Source organism: Micromonospora sp. A200 (assembly GCF_029893845.1).
GTDB lineage: Bacteria > Actinomycetota > Actinomycetes > Mycobacteriales > Micromonosporaceae > Micromonospora > Micromonospora purpureochromogenes.
Window position 1 is genome coordinate 31458 of sequence record NZ_JARXXY010000015.1, and the last position, 13535, is coordinate 44992.

The window sequence follows — 13535 nt, forward strand, 5'->3', positions numbered from 1 at the left end:
TCTTCGATGTCGGAACTGCGGGGTGGGATGGTCTGGGTGCCGGTTACCCGGATCCGGGCCGGATGTGCCCGGCGTACCCGCCGCTTCCCCACCGTCGGTGAAAACGGACGGTGGGGAAGCGGCGGTGCGCTCACTCCGCGGCGGCGGTCGCCGGCTGCTCGGCCGGCTGCTCAGCCTGCTGCGCCGGCTGCTCAGCCTGCTGCGCCGGCTGCTCGTCGGCCTTCTTCGGCTCCTCGAGCAGCTCGCGCTCCCACTCGGCCAGCGGCTCGTCGGCGCCAACCTGGCCCGGCTCGGGCTTCTCGTCGGTGCCCCGGCGGCGGCCGGAGCGAGCGATCAGACCGTCGGCGACGGCGGCGGCCACGACCCTGGTCAGCAGCTCGGCCGAGCGGATCGCGTCGTCGTTGCCCGGGATCGGGAAGTCGACCTCGTCCGGGTCGCAGTTGGTGTCGAGCACCGCGATCACCGGGATGCCCAGCTTGCGGGCCTCGTCGACGGCGATGTGCTCCTTCTTGGTGTCGACCACCCAGATCGCGGCCGGGAGCTTCTGCATGTCCCGCAGACCACCGAGGGTCTTGGTGAGCTTGGTCTTCTCGCGGAACAGCTGCAGGGTCTCCTTCTTGGTGTAACCCGCGGCGGTGCCGGTCAGGTCACCCAGGGCCTCCAGCTCCTTCATCCGCTGAAGGCGCTTGTACACCGTCTGGAAGTTGGTCAGCATGCCACCGAGCCAGCGGTGGTTGACGTACGGCTGGCCGACCCGGGTCGCCTGCTCGGCGATGGCCTCCTGGGCCTGCTTCTTGGTGCCGACGAAGAGGATGCTGCCACCCTCGGCGACGGTCCCACGCACGAACTCGTAGGCCTTCTCGATGTAGTCGAGGGTCTGGCGCAGGTCGATGATGTAGATACCGTTGCGCTCGGTGAAGATGAAGCGCTTCATCTTCGGGTTCCAGCGCCGGGTCTGGTGCCCGAAGTGGACACCGCTCTCCAGCAGCTGACGCATGGTCACGACGGCCATGGTGGGTACTCCTATTGTCCCTGGTTGTCCCGTCCGGCCGGCGGCCGGACGCCTGGCGCCCGGTCGTCGGCCATGACGGACCCGACCAAGATCGGGACCAGGGAGGCCGCCGCCCCACGACGAACCGTGGAGAGGGCGCGCGAGGTCGACCGCGCGAGGCGGTCGCCAGTCGACCAGTGTACGCGCCTGTCGCGCCACCGAGCTGGCGGGTGCGCGAACCCGATGCTCCCGTCGCGAATCCGGACGCGGCACGCCGACGGGATCTCCGGCACCTGCACCGCACCGCACCGACCCGGGCCCCGGGCAGGGCGACCGCCGGCCGGCTCGGGTCGGCCGGCGGCGTCCCGCCCGGGTCAGCCGACGCCGAGCGCGCTGCGCCCGCGTCAGCCGGCGGCGAGCGCGGCGGCGCCCGCGTCAGCCGGCGGCGAGCGCGGCGGCGCCCGCGTCAGCCGGCGGCGAGCGCGGCGGCGAGGAAGAGCACCAGCCCGACGGTCAGGTAGGCGGTCGGCGGGCGCAGCCAGCCCCGCGCCCCGTCGGCCATCGCCAGGCCGCCGGTGCGCAGCCCGTACAGGCCGGCGGCGAAGATCGGCAGCCCGGTGACGAGGAAGGTGCCCACGACGACGTGCGACGTCGAGACCGGGTCGCCGGTCAGGCCGTGCAGCAGCACCCGCAGCGCGGGAAGCTCGAAGACCAGCACCAGCACGACGAGGACCACCGCCAGCGCCGGCCGGCGGGTCCGGTAGACGCCGTCGGAGGACCCGCCGGCCGGACGGTACGCCGCCTCGGGGCCCATCGGGCCGTCCAGGCGGGGCATGACCGGGGGCATCGGGCCGGTCGGCATCTCCAACGGGTGCGCCTGCTCGGCGGGGCGGGGCGGCTCGACGATCGGGTACCCGCCCAGCGGAGCGGACCGGACCGGACCCGGCCGCTCCCCCACCTCCACGCCGGCCGACCCGGGGCCGCCGAGTCGGTCGACACCGCTGGTCAGCGGCCCGGCACCGGTGGTGGAGAGCCGGTCGACGGAGGTCAGCGGACCCGCCCCGGTGGTGGTGAGGGGGTCGGCAGTCTCCCGGGCCGCCCGCCGGCCGGGGCGGTCGCCCGGCAGCTCGCCCGAGACGTCGGGGTCGTCGGCACGGCGTGAGCGGGTCGGGCGGTATCCCTCGGACTCGCCCCGGGAGTCACCGAGCGGGTCCGCCGTGGCGTAACGCCCGGTCTGGCCGTACCGTCCCGGGCCGCCCGGATCGGCGAACCGGCCCTCCTCCGCGGCGCGCTGCTCGGGGGTCGGGTACTCGTCGTCCCGGATGCGGGACTCGCCCGCGCCGCGCCTGTCCGGCTCGCCGTAGCCGCGCTCCTGCCCGGCGGGGTACCAGCGCGACTCCTGATCTTCGGGATAGCTCCGTCGTGCGTCCACGTCCGGCACCGTATGCGACCCACCCCACCGGCGCCATTCGTCCCTCCCGGCACAGGTCCGGGCTATTCGGCGGCGGAGCCCTCCCCCGCCGGCGGCGGCCGGGCCCCTAGCACGGGACACCCATGATCGTCCGCCTGTCCGCAGGCCGGCTCGTCGTCCACAGGCCCCCCGCCGCGGGCCCCGGCGCGGCCGCCGGCCGGACCGCCCTGACCGGCATGACGAAGCGGAACCAGGCGGTCGGCGCGTACGGCGAGCGGTGCGCCGTCCGGCACCTGATCGGGGCCGGACTGCGGCGGTCGCCCGCAACTGGCGCTGCCCCGACGGAGAGATCGACATCATCGCCTGGGACGGCCGGGTGCTCGCCTTCTGCGAGGTGAAGACCAGACGCACCGACGACTACGGCACCCGGCCGAGGCGGTCGTGCCGGCCAAGGCCCGCCGGTTGCGCGGGCTCGCCGCCCGCTGGCTCGCCGAGAGCGGGGTCGACGCCGACGAAGTGCGCTTCGACGTGCTAGCGGTCCGGCTGCCCGCCACCGGCGCGCCCCGCGTCGAGCACCTCAAGGGAGCGTTCTGATGCGTACGCCGGGGGTGCTGGCGTGAGCTACGCCAAGGTGTTCAGCGTGGGGCTGGTCGGGGTCACCGGCCACCTGGTCGAGGTCGAGGCCGACCTGGCCGCCGGGCTGCCGGCGGTGGTCATCTCGGGGCTGCCTGACAGCGCCCTGCACGAGGCGCGCGACCGGGTGCGGGCCGCCATCGTCAACTCGGGTCAGCGCTGGCCCAACCGGCGGATCACGCTCAACCTGAGAACGCCGCCGAGGCGGCGGTCATCCCCGGGATCCGGGTCCGGGCGGTCGACACGCTGCACCGGCTGACCTGCTTCGGCGCGGGCAAGCCCCATCCCGGAATCTGACACACTTTCGCAGATCCGGTTCGTTGATCAGTATCCGACGGTGCCCGTGTCTTGCTGATCGCCATGGTCGGCGCGATGAGTGCTCCGTCGCCGATGGTTACCAGATGCTACCGCCGCAATCTCGGCGCATGTCTGAGCGACGACCGCGTGGTCCACGGCGAAACGCAGTGGCGGCCGGTTCAATCTCGCGACGATGATGGTGCGTGTGACACAGCAGACGGGTACGGACCAGTTCGGGTGGGTGCCGGCCGGTGCCGACTGGCACCACAACGCCGTGGTCGGGGACTTGACGTCCGACGACGCCGTCATCGCGTACGGCTTCCGCCGGATGGCGGACATCGCCGTGGAGAACTGGATCACGCGTGGTCCTGACGACGGGCTGTTCCTACCGATCGTTTACACGTATCGGCACGCGATCGAACTGCTGCTCAAGCAGGCGCTGCGGGAGGCGTGGGAGTGCCTGGACCACGACGGTCACCCGCAACCGACCCTGACCCGCCGCAACAAGCCGGTCGCAGCCGATACGTGGCTCGCAACCCATGACCTGAACGAGCTGGCCGCCCAACTCGACGCCTGTTTCGCGGTCCTGTCGATGCACGCGGCGGACAAGACGATGGCGCCGGACGTCGCGAAGACCATCGGGGAGCTACACGAGCTCGATCCGAGCGGGGATGCCTTCCGGTACTCGCAGGTTCGCAAGCCGACGGCCAGCACCTTCCGCCTCCACCGCGCCCCGGACGCGAGCGGGCGTGTACCGGTCGAGCAGGTGAACATCGTTCAGTTGCGCGAGGTGTGCGGCAACGTGATCACCTACCTGCTCGGTGCGGTGGACTACCTGACCATGTACCGCGAGGACCAGGGCCTATAGGACACGCTCAGGCATCACTGCGCCGCCCGCACGCTACCCGCGTCACGTTCTCCGCGCGTTCTGTTGCCGCCGCGCCGACCTGCTCGCCGGAGCACCCACGGTCGGCGAGCGCTCCGGCAAGCTGAGGACCTTAACCCTTGGCGACCTCGACCCACCCACTGCGGCCAACCACTTAATCACCGGTTAAGACAGTCACGGAACGGTGATGTCGGGATCGCTTGAGGTGGATGTGTTCGTAGCTGGAGTCAACCATCAGCATTTGATCATGCCCCTGATCGTGGGAGGTGGGTGCGATGCCCGGTCGGAGTCCGCGGTGGGTGTGGGCCGGGCGTGTCGTCTTCGGCGTGATCGTCATGGCGCTGGTGGTCTACCTTGCCGCTGTCGGCCTCGACAAGGCGGACAAGGTGGCCAGCAGTATCGGGGCCGTGGTGGCGTTGGTCGCTTTGGGTGCGCCGTATCTGCTGCCCCGGCCCCAGCCAGGGGGTGTGTCGATGCCTGATCCGGATCGGGTTGAGGAGTCCGGGAAGGCCACCGCCACGGGCGGCGGTCGGGCCAATACCGGGTTGCAGGCTGCTGGTGACGGTCGGCCGGCGCAGGTCACGCGTTCGGGGGACGCGACCGCCGAGGGGCCGGGTTCGGTGGCCAACACCGGCATCCAGCGCGGTCCCCGACCGTGACCACCAGCGAGACTCCACCGGACACGACGCCTGACGCGGCTACGGTCACCGGGTCCGGAAACGCGTCAGCCGACCGCGCTGGTCTCGCCAACACCGGCGTCATCATCGGCGATGTCACGTCCGAGTATCACGAGCACCATCACCATCCCCGCGCGGTACCGGTGTGGCCGGCGCTGGTGGGGCAGCCTCCCCCGTTGGCGTCGGCGTTCCAACCTCGACGAGGCCTGCGGGAGCAGATCCTGGCTGCCCGTCGCCGCGGTGACGACATCGTCCTGACCCAACCGGAGGACGGTGCCGGCAGCGCGGCTGCGGGGACGCAGGTTCTGGCCGGCGGCGGGGGTGTCGGGAAGTCGCAGCTGGCGGCGTGGTTCGCCCACGACGCCGTCGAGCATGGCACGGACCTGCTCGTGTGGGTGCCTGCGAGCAGCCCCGACCAGGTCATCACCACCTACGCCCGCGCGGCGGTACGGGTCGGTGTGCCTGGCGCGGACGGCACGGATCCGGTCGCGGATGCTGGGGCGTTGCTGGAGTGGCTGCACATCACCGACCGCACCTGGCTGGTCGTCCTCGACGACATCACCGACCCCGCCCACCTGACCCGGTGGTGGCCGCCGCACCGGTCTACCGGATGGACTGTGGCCACCACCCGCCTACAAGACGCCACCCTCACCAGCTCCGGCCGGCAGAAATTCGACGTCGACGTGTACACCGAGGGTGAGTCGCTGGCGTACCTGACCGACCGGCTCACCAACGCCCAGCTGGCCCACCTGCTCGACGGCAGCGCCGGCGACCTGGCCGCGGCGTTGGGGCACCTGCCCCTGGCGTTGTCCCACGCCACCGCCTACATGATCAACCAAGAGGAGAGCTGCGCGGCCTACCTGGCCCGCTACACGAGGCGCGAACAGTTGGCGGAACTCATGCCCGCAGACGCCGACCCCGACGCCTACGGCCGACCCGTGACCGTCACCCTCCTCCTCGCCCTCGACGCCGCCGACACCACGACCCCCGCCGGACTGGCCCGTCCCGCCCTCGCCCTGGCCGCCCTCCTCGACCCGAACGGCCACCCCGACACCCTCTGGACCACCACCGCCGTCACCGACTACCTGACCACCCACCGCACCCACAACACCGGCCAGCCCGTCACCCCGGACCAGGCACGCAAGGCCCTGCGGCTGCTACACCGCTACAGCCTGCTCACCCACACCCCCACCAACGGCCCCCGCGCCGTACGCATCCACGCCCTCACCGCCCGCGCCACCCGAGAAACCACCACCACCAACACGGCCACACTCGCCCACGCCGCCGCCGACGCCCTGCTACACCTGTGGCCAGCCAACGACCACACCACCCCCGACCTCACCGCCACGCTACGCACCAACACCACCACCCTCGCCGACATCGCCGGCGACCTGCTCTGGCACCCCCACGGACACCCGCTGCTCTACCAGTCCGGCAACAGCCTGCTCCGCGCAGGCCTACCCACCCCCGCCACCACCTACTGGCACCACATGACCGAACAAGCCGCGCGACTCCTCGGCGACGAACACCCGGACACCCTGACCGCCCGCGCCAACCTCGCCGCCTCCTACTGGCAGGCCGGACGCACCGCCGACGCCATCACCATCGAGGAAAAGGTCGTCGCCGACCGGGAGCGGCTCCTCGGCGACGACCACCCGGACACGCTGACCGCCCGCGCCAACCTCGCCGCCTCCTACTGGCAGGCCGGACGCACCGCTGACGCGATCACCATCGAGGAAAAGGTGCTCGCCGACCGGGAGCGGCTCCTCGGCGACGACCACCCGGACACACTGACCGCCCGCGCCAACCTCGCCTCCTCCTACCACCAGGCTGGACGCACCACCGACGCCATCACCATCAAGGAAAAGGTCGTCGCCGACTCCGCGCGGCTCCTCGGCGACGACCACCCGGACACGCTGACCGTCCGCGGCAACCTCGCCGCCTCCTACCGACAGGCCGGACGCACCACCGAAGCCATCACCATCGGGGAAAAGGTGCTCGCCGACCGGGAGCGGCGCCTCGGCGACGAACACCCGCACACACTGACCGCCCGCGCCAACCTCGCCGCCTCCTACCGGCAGGCCGGACGCACCACCGACGCCATCAACCTCCTCAAGACGGTGGTCGCCGACCGGGAGCGGCTCCTCGGCGACGAACACCCCGAGACCGTAGCGGCGGCCAGGGCGTTGCGGGCGTGGCAAGCCGACCCCTGACCTGATCTTGCAAACGGTCCGCCGTGCACGCGAAACACGGGTGGGCTTCGCGCCGCCCATTGGCATGGCTGCGGGCTTGTCCCCCACGCCTTCGGCGCCGTCATGCCCCAAAGGCTTGCGGTCAAGGGGCCGCGAGCAGGAGATCCCCCACTACAGACAGCCACAGGGCAGGAAACGACCCACCCGAACCACCGCGACCCGCCCCAGGGAGCCACGGTCCGATGCTCGCCGAGCACTTCTTCTGAAGTCCAGATCGACTTGGCGTATCAAATCCGAACAGGAACAACGCTTGATTGCAATCTTGCAAACATCGATGCGCAGAACTGGCGGGAATTCGAAGGGGACATAGGCACCGGCAAGACCATGCTCGCCGAGCGGCTCCCCTCGATCCTGCCGGAGCTGGACGACGCCGCCGCGCTGGAGGTCACCGCCCTGCACTCGATCGCCGGGCTGCTCCCGCCGGGCGGCCGGCTGCTGCGCCGGCCGCCGTTCCAGGCCCCGCACCACACGGCGACCATCCCCTCCCTGGTCGGCGGCGGGTCCGGGCTGGCCCGGCCGGGGGCCGTCTCGCTGGCCCACCGTGGCGTGCTCTTCCTCGACGAGGCGCCCGAGTTCAGCAAGGGCGCACTGGAGGCGCTGCGGCAACCGCTGGAGCACGGCCGGATCCAGCTGGCCCGCAGCGGGGGCGGCACCGAGTACCCGGCCCGCAGCCAGTTGGTGCTGGCCGCCAATCCGTGTCCGTGCGCGAAGCCGGCCGGCGACGCGTACTGCGAGTGCAGTCCGCTGGCCCGGCGGCGGTACCTGGGCCGGCTCTCCGGGCCGTTGCTGGACCGGATCGACGTGCAGGTGAAGCTGCTGCCGGTGCGGGCGGCGGAGCTGATGGAGGCGGCCGTGGCCAGCGAGTCCTCGGCGACCGTGGCGGCCCGGGTCGCCACGGCCCGGCAGGCCGCGGCGCTGCGCTGGGCTCCGGTGGGTCGCGGGCTCAACGCCGAGATCCCGGGCCCGTACCTGCGACGGCCGCCCTGGCGGCTGCCCGCCCGGGACACCGCCGAGCTGCGCGGCCGGCTGGACTCGGGGGCCGTCTCGGCCCGTGGCTTCGACCGGATTATCCGGCCGGCCTGGACCATCGCGGACCTCGACGGGCGGGCCAGGCCGCAGCGCGAGGACGTGTTGGAGGCCATCCAGCTCAGGACGGGAGAGGGAGCATGAGCACCAGCGAGGAGCGGCTGCTGGCCCGGGTGGCGCTGACCTGGCTCACCGAGCCGGGCACCCGGTCGGTGCACCGGCTGGTCCAGCAGCTCGGTCCGGTGGCGGCGCTGGACCTGCTGCTCGACGGGGGCGCGCCGGAGGCGAGCTTGCGTACGGCGGTGTCGGCGCGCATGGCCGGCGAGGACGCCCGCGCCGTCGCCGCCGACGCGCTCGCCCGTACCGAGCGGATCGGTGCCCGCGTCCTCACGCCCGAGGACGAGGAGTGGCCCGCCCGCCTCGACGACCTTCACGGGCTGGTGCTGTCCGGAACGAGCCGGCGGGTCGACCTGGAGACCGCCCCGCCGCTCTGCTTCTGGGTACGCGGCGGCTGGCCGCTCGGCGAGGCGCTGGACCGCTCCGTCGCGGTGGTCGGCGCGCGGGCCGCCACCGGGTACGGCCTGCACGTCGCCACCGAGATCGGGTACGGGCTGGCGGAGCGGGACTGGACCGTGGTCTCCGGCGGGGCGTTCGGCATCGACGCGGCGGCGCACCGGGGCGCGTTGACCGCCGGCGGGCTGACGGTGGCCGTGCTGGCCTGCGGCGTCGACCGGCCGTACCCGATGGGCAACGCCGCCCTGTTCGACCGGATCGCCGAGACCGGGCTGCTGGTCAGCGAGTGGATGCCCGGCGCCGACCCGCTGCGGCCGAGGTTCCTGATCCGCAACCGGGTGATCGCCGCCGCCACCCGGGGGACGGTGCTGGTGGAGGCGGCGGCCCGCAGCGGCGCGACCCAGACGGTGAACCGGGCGATCGCGATGGACCGGCGGGCGATGGTGGTGCCGGGCCCGGTCACCTCGGCGATGTCGGTCGGGGCGCACGAGGTGCTGCGGGACCAGCCGGCCGCGCGGCTAGTGACCGGGGTGCCGCACGTGCTGGAGGAGGTCGGCCGAATCGGGACGGACCTGGCCCCGCCCGCACGAGGGCCGGAGCGGCCGGGTGACCTGCTCGACGACGAGGCGACCATGGTGCTGGAGTCGCTGCCCCGGCGCGGGGTGGTCGGGCTCGACGCGCTCGCCGCGCGGGCCGGGGTCGACGTACGGACGGCGATGCGGAAGCTCTCCCTGCTGGAGGAGTTGGCGATGGTGCTTCGCCGGGACGGCGGGTACGCCCTGGCGCGGCCCGTCACGTCGGCGCGCGCCCCGCCGGCCCGGGGCGAGGGACCGGGCGGTGACCGAGCTCAGTCCCCCTCGAACCGGATCTCCAGGTCACGCTCGCGTACGCACCGGCGGACCAGCACCGCGACCCGCCGCACCTGCGCGGTCTCGGCCGGAGTGCGGGCGGCCTCGACCAGGCAGTCCAGTTCGGTCAGGAGCTGGGGTGCCCGCTCCGCCCCGACCACCAGCTCACCGAGCGGGTCGACCCGGTCCAGCGTCGGGGTGCGTCCGCCGCCCCGACCCCGCTTGAGCAGGTCGAGCAGCAGGTCGTCGGGGTCGGGCACCACCTGCGCCGCGACCGGGGACGGCCGACGGCCGGGGCCGCCACGGACCAGCCGGTAGAGGACGACGTCCAGGCCCATGAGCGGTCCCCTCCTCCCGTCGGCGTCCCCGCCGAGGCAACCGGGCGACGGCGCACGCGCCGTCCCTGCCTCCAGTCTCCCCGTCCACGCCACCACCGGCCAGCACCGACGGCGCGCCGCCACGCAAGGTCAGGTCTACTTTGTCCACGCCGCGCCCCTGGGAGGGAACGGCTGGGCCGGTGGGCGTCCTCGCGCCGCGTCGTGTCGATGCGCAGCCCTCTGCCGATCGCCCGGCACGCGCCTACGCTGAGCCCATGCCAGGCGGACGTCCTACGGTGCCACGCCTCCCCGCTCCGGCCTGCCCGTCGACGGCACGGGCGGGGCGATGACGGGCGGGACGCGGGCCACCCGGGCCACCCACGAGGCGCTGCCACCCGCCATGCGGGAGGCCGTGGACGACTTCGCCGACCACCTGGCCCGGGTGCGCAACCGGTCCGCGCACACCGTGCGGGCGTACGTCGCCGATGTGGTCTCGCTGCTCGACCACGCCGTACGGATGGGCTGCTCCGCACCCGCCGAGCTGGACCTGACGGTGCTGCGCAGCTGGCTGGCCCGGCAGCGCACCGTGGGTGCGGCCCGGACGTCACTGGCCCGGCGGGCGGCGGCGGCGCGCACTTTCAGCGCCTGGGCCCACCGCGCGGCTGTGCTCCCCATCGACGTGGCGGCTCCGCTGTCCAGCCCCCGGGCCCACCGCGACCTGCCCACCGTGCTCCGGGCCGACCAGGCCGCCGCCCTCGTCGAGGCACCCGATCGGCGTCCCGGCACCACCCGGCCCGCCGAAGCGACCGGGCCCGCCGCCGGCACCCGCCCCGACGCGGCCGCACGCATCGTCGGCCCGCGCCACGACGACCTCACTCGGCCCGCCGACCCGACCGGGCACACGGCGACCGGCCCCGACCCGGCCGGGCCCGACGCGGACGGACGCCGGGACGACTCGGCCACCGGGGCCGCCCGGCAGGACGGTCCAGCCGACCCCGCCCGCCCCGGGGACGAACCGGTGCGACTGCGCGACCGGGTCCTGCTGGAACTGCTCTACGGCACCGGGGTACGGGTCAGCGAGGCGTGCGGGTTGGACGTCGCCGACGTGGACCACGGCCGCCGGGTGATCCGCGTCCTCGGCAAGGGCGGCCGGGAACGCTCGGTGCCGTACGGGGTGCCGGCCCAGCGGGCGATCGACGACTGGCTGCGCTCCGGGCGGCCCGCCCTGGCGGTGCCCGGCTCCGGGGAGGCGCTGCTGCTCGGCGCGCGCGGCGGGCGGCTGAACCCGACGACGGCGCGCCGGATCGTGGCCGGGTACGCCGAGTCCCTCGGCCTGCCCCGGGTCAGCCCGCACGGGCTGCGGCACTCGGCGGCGACGCACCTGCTGGAGGGCGGCGCGGACCTGCGCGCCGTGCAGGAACTGCTGGGCCACTCCTCGCTCGGCAGCACCCAGATCTACACGCACGTCTCGGTCGAGCGGCTGCGGGCCGCGTACCGGCAGGCCCACCCGCGCGCCTGACCCACCCGCTGCGCACCGCCCCCAGCCTCGACGCGCCGCTGCTCAACGACCGCAGACTGCGGTCGCCCGATCGGCGGCGCACCGGGTCGAACCGCCGGCAGCACGGCGCGCTGCCGCGGACGGCGGGCTGCCGCCGGAGGACGCCGAACCGACGACGGTTGATCCGTCGACGGATATGATCACCGCGTGACCGTCGCCCGGCCGCCCGAGCCGATTCCCGGGGCCCGACTGCTCTTCTCGCTCGACGCGGCGGTCAGCTACCTCAACCACGGCGCGTTCGGCGCGGTACCGATCAGCGTGCAGCGGGCGCAGCAGCGGTTGCGCGACGAGATGGAGTCCAACCCGCTGCGCTTCTTCACCCAGGGGCTGGCCGACCGGATCGGCCACACCCGGCGGCACCTGGCCACCTTCCTGGGCGCCGATCCGGACGGTACGGCGCTGGTCGGCAACGCCACCACCGGCGTCGCGCTGGTCCTGCAGTCCCTCGGCCTGCGGGCCGGCGACGAGGTGCTCACCACCGATCACGGGTACGGCGCGGTCGGCTTCAGCATCGAGCGGGAGTGCCGCCGTACCGGGGCGGGCACCCGGGCGCTGCGGGTGCCGCTGACCGCCACCGACGAGGAGGTCGTCGAGATCGTCCGCACCGGTCTGCGACCCGGGCGGACCCGACTGCTCGTCGTCGACCAGCTCACCTCGCCCACCGCCCGACTCTTCCCGGTAGCGGCCATGGTGCAGGTGGCCCGGGAGCGGGGCGTGCCGGTGCTGGTGGACGCGGCGCACGTGCCCGGCATGCTGCCGGTCGACGTCGGCGCCGTCGGCGCGGACTTCTGGGTGGGCAACCTGCACAAGTGGGCGTTCGCCCCGCGGGGCACCGCGGTGCTGGTGGTCGCCCCGCCGTGGCGGGAGCGGATCGAGCCACTGGTGGTCTCCTGGGAGCAGGGAGCCGGCTTCCCGGGCAACGTGGAGTGGCAGGCGACCCTCGACTACACGGGCTGGCTGAGCGCCCCGGCCGGGCTCTACGCGCTGCGCAGCCTCGGCCTGGACCGGGTGCGGGCGCACAACGCGGCGCTGGCCGCGTACGGGCAACGGGTGGTCGGGGACGCCCTCGGGGTGGCGCCGGCCGACCTGCCGGACCCGGGCGGACCGGCGGTCGCCATGCGGATCGTGCCGCTGCCGCCCGGCGTGGCCACCACCATCGACACCGCACGCGCGCTGGGCGGCCGGATCGCCGAGCGGCTCGCCGCCGAGGTGGCGGTGATGGCCTGGGACGGTCGGGGCTGGCTACGGCTCTGCGCGCAGGTCTACAACACGGCCGAGGAGTACGAACGGCTGGCGGTCCGGCTGCCCCCGCTGCTCGCCCGGCCCTGACCCCGGCCCGCGCCGACCACACCGGCAGGCGGCCCTCGCCGTCCGCTCGGCGAGTGCGCCGCTCGCCGCCTGCCCGGTGAGCGGGCCGCTCTCGATCCGCTCGGCGAGCCCGCCGCTCGCCATCCGCCCGGGGAACGGGCCGCTCGCGATCCGCTCGGTGAGCGGGCCGTCCGGGTCGCGCACCGGGAGCAGCCGGACCGGCCCGAGCCCGAGCAGGGCCAGCGGGTCGAGGTAGTCCGCACCGCGCCGCAGCCCCCAGTGCAGGCAGGCCGGGGTGGGACAGCCGGGGTGCCCGGTCAGCAGCACGCCGAGCGGCGCGCCGGGCCGGACCGGGTCGCCGGGGCGTACCTCGGGTCGGACCGGCTCGTAGGTGGTCCGCAGGCCCGCCGCGTGCCCCACGGTGACCACCGGCCGGCCGGCGACCATGCCCGCGAAGAGCACCGTCCCGGCGCCGGCGGCGCGCACGGTCGCCCCCGCGGCGGCGGCCAGGTCGACCCCGCGATGACCGGGCAGCCACGGTCGGGGCGGCGGGTCGAAGCGCCGCACCGGACGGGCCGTGCCGTCGAGCGAGCGGCCACCGGAAGGCCGGCGCACCGGCCGCCGCGCCGAGGGTGGCACGCGCCGCCGCGACTGTCGCGGGCGGTCGGCGGCCGACCGCCGGCCCGGACGGGGAGGGCGACGCGGCACGGGTGGCTGTGGCGGCCGGCGGTGCGACGGGCCGGGCGCCGCCCGCCCGGTCCGCCCCCGGTCCGGGGGCCGCCGCGGCGACGGCGCCCGGGGGGCCGAGGACCAGCAGG

Annotated in this window: 7 protein-coding genes and 5 pseudogenes; 9 read left to right on the plus strand and 3 right to left on the minus strand. The window is 74.3% G+C overall.

From position 1 onward, the window contains the following. Positions 1–130 precede the first annotated feature (130 nt). The gene (gene rpsB / locus M2302_RS16265) at positions 131–1012 is read right to left on the minus strand and encodes a 30S ribosomal protein S2 (protein ID WP_280838749.1); all 882 of its coding nucleotides are present in this window, start codon (positions 1010–1012) and stop codon (positions 131–133) included. A 445-nt stretch (positions 1013–1457) separates the two neighbouring features. Then, positions 1458–2423 (minus strand): hypothetical protein, encoded by a 966-nt coding sequence (locus M2302_RS16270; protein ID WP_280838750.1) that lies wholly within the window; start codon positions 2421–2423, stop codon positions 1458–1460. Positions 2424–2638: 215 nt separating this feature from the next. Here M2302_RS16270 and M2302_RS16275 point away from each other — a divergent pair. From M2302_RS16275 to M2302_RS16315, 9 genes and pseudogenes are all read left to right on the plus strand, one after another. Then, positions 2639–2996 (plus strand): annotated as a pseudogene (locus tag M2302_RS16275) (YraN family protein). Between the two features lie 22 nt (positions 2997–3018). Then, positions 3019–3225: pseudogene (locus M2302_RS16280) on the plus strand (magnesium chelatase domain-containing protein); the annotation flags it as partial. Between the two features lie 300 nt (positions 3226–3525). Further along, a complete protein-coding gene (locus M2302_RS16285; protein WP_280838751.1) occupies positions 3526–4200 on the plus strand; it encodes a hypothetical protein in 675 nt (224 codons plus the stop codon). 344 nt (positions 4201–4544) lie between these two features. Then, the gene (locus tag M2302_RS16290; protein ID WP_280838752.1) at positions 4545–4877 is read left to right on the plus strand and encodes a hypothetical protein; all 333 of its coding nucleotides are present in this window, start codon (positions 4545–4547) and stop codon (positions 4875–4877) included. Then, positions 4874–7108, plus strand: coding sequence for a tetratricopeptide repeat protein (locus M2302_RS16295; RefSeq protein WP_280838753.1), 2235 nt, complete (start codon positions 4874–4876; stop codon positions 7106–7108). The genes M2302_RS16290 and M2302_RS16295 overlap by 4 nt, the downstream gene beginning before the upstream one ends. Positions 7109–7456: 348 nt before the next feature. After that, positions 7457–8317, plus strand: a pseudogene (locus M2302_RS16300) (ATP-binding protein); the annotation flags it as partial. Then, a pseudogene (locus M2302_RS16305) lies at positions 8314–9471 on the plus strand (DNA-processing protein DprA); the annotation flags it as partial. The pseudogenes M2302_RS16300 and M2302_RS16305, both read left to right, overlap by 4 nt. 726 nt (positions 9472–10197) lie before the next feature. Continuing rightward, positions 10198–11370: a tyrosine recombinase XerC gene (locus M2302_RS16310; protein ID WP_280838754.1), complete on the plus strand. Its 1173-nt coding sequence runs from the start codon at positions 10198–10200 to the stop codon at positions 11368–11370. Positions 11371–11556: 186 nt separating this feature from the next. After that, positions 11557–12738 (plus strand): aminotransferase class V-fold PLP-dependent enzyme, encoded by a 1182-nt coding sequence (locus M2302_RS16315; protein ID WP_280838755.1) that lies wholly within the window; start codon positions 11557–11559, stop codon positions 12736–12738. Between the two features lie 180 nt (positions 12739–12918). On the opposite strand, the pseudogene M2302_RS16320 reads toward M2302_RS16315, so the two are convergent. Then, positions 12919–13321, minus strand: a pseudogene (locus M2302_RS16320) (peptidoglycan DD-metalloendopeptidase family protein); the annotation flags it as partial. Between the last annotated feature and the right edge of the window lie 214 nt (positions 13322–13535).